This window comes from Neisseria sp. P0009.S007 (assembly GCF_051962515.1).
Window position 1 is genome coordinate 1 of sequence record NZ_JBQCVF010000317.1, and the last position, 1,498, is coordinate 1,498.

Here is a 1,498-nt window from a genome sequence, read left to right on the forward strand (position 1 = left end):
AGCATGGTCAAAGTGACGGCAACGATATAATTCACTGCTACCGCCTGCTCGATATTGATTTTTTGCTTGCGCGCCACTTTCAGCAATACGGAAACCAACACGCTGCAAACGATACTTGTCAATAAATATGCCATGCTTTAAAACCATCCTTGAGTGGAAACAGGCTTATCTTCATTCAGTTTGATCAGTCCGACGACTACGCGATAAATGAGCCAAATACCGGTTGCTGCCAAAATCAGCCAACCGATTAAGATAAGTATGGTCAGCATCCCTAAAACCATACCAATCAAAGACACCCAAAATGTCTTAATCAGATAATCAATATGGCTGGCGTAAATGCTGCCTTGCGCTTCATCGCGTTTGATAAACGCCAAAATCACACCGACGACGGGTGTAAACCAAATAAACAAGCCCAACGCATATGTGACATAGGCAATAAAAACATAGTTTTTCACTTCGGATTTGGACGTATTGACCATATTGCCCCCCATATTATTGTTCCCTGTATTATAGTTTGCCGTGTGATTGGCCGCCGTATCATTGAAGCCGTTGTCTTGGACTTCCTGAGGCTCATACTGCATCGCCGCATCATAAGCCAAACGTTTTTCCGGATGAGACAATACTTCAAACGCCTGTCCGATGGCTTTAAAACGCTCCGCATCTTTCTGAATATCCGGATTGGCAACCAATTTGCCGTAAGCCTCGCGGATAACGTTGATATCTGCATCCTGAGATACACCCAAGATTTCGTATAAATTTAATTGTTCCATCTGTATTCCTATCCTTTATGAATCGACTGCAACATGAACATCTTTCGGATTGAGCGTCCGCAGGTTTTCAGGTTTTATGCCCACGATAAACCCACGTTTGCCGCCATTGATAAAAATCTCGTCCAAAGCCCAAATGCTTTCTTCCACATAAACCGGCAACGCGGTTTTCATACCGAACGGCGATGTCCCGCCGACCAAATATCCTGTCCATTTCGCCGCCTGATCCGCCGTTGCCGGCTCGATGTGTTTCAAGTCCAGTTCACGCGCCAGATTGCGGGTGGAAATATGTTTGTCGCCGTGCATTAACACAACCAAGCCTTTTTTGTGTTCATCCTGCAGGACGATTGTTTTGATGACTTGATGCTCAGGCTTGCCCGTGCACTCGGCAAAACGCGCCGTACCGCCATGTTCTTCATACGCGTAAACATAAGGGACAAAATCGATTTTTTTACTGCGTAAAAAGCGTACTGCCTGCGTAACCGGATATTCTGCTTTACTCATGGGTTGTTTCCCGCCATCCTTTTCAGACGGCCCCTCTTAAATGTGGAACGTAAACAGTCACAATGTTACCATACCTTCTTTTTGAAATCAGGAGACAACATGGACATCCGCTATCTTGGTGCAAGCAAACGCTATTCGGAAGCCGTCGTAGCCAACGGCTTGGTTTTCCTCTCCGGCATGGTTCCCGAAAATCCTGAAGCCGATGCCAAAGCGCAAACTGAAAATGT

Annotated in this window: 2 protein-coding genes and 2 pseudogenes; 1 reads left to right on the forward strand and 3 read right to left on the reverse strand. The window is 45.8% G+C overall.

Annotated features, from left to right (window positions below):
* From ACTHS3_RS12845 to ACTHS3_RS12855, 3 genes and pseudogenes are all read right to left on the reverse strand, one after another.
* Positions 1-134, reverse strand: a pseudogene (locus tag ACTHS3_RS12845) (EamA/RhaT family transporter); the annotation flags it as partial.
* A gap of 3 nt (positions 135-137) precedes the next feature.
* Positions 138-770, reverse strand: a complete 633-nt coding sequence (locus ACTHS3_RS12850) for a DnaJ domain-containing protein (protein WP_070608301.1) — start codon at positions 768-770, stop codon at positions 138-140.
* A 15-nt stretch (positions 771-785) separates the two neighbouring features.
* The gene (locus ACTHS3_RS12855; protein ID WP_070608300.1) at positions 786-1,271 is read right to left on the reverse strand and encodes an aminoacyl-tRNA deacylase; all 486 of its coding nucleotides are present in this window, start codon (positions 1,269-1,271) and stop codon (positions 786-788) included.
* A gap of 99 nt (positions 1,272-1,370) precedes the next feature.
* Between ACTHS3_RS12855 and ACTHS3_RS12860 the strand changes: the two are divergent.
* Positions 1,371-1,498, forward strand: a pseudogene (locus ACTHS3_RS12860) (RidA family protein); the annotation flags it as partial.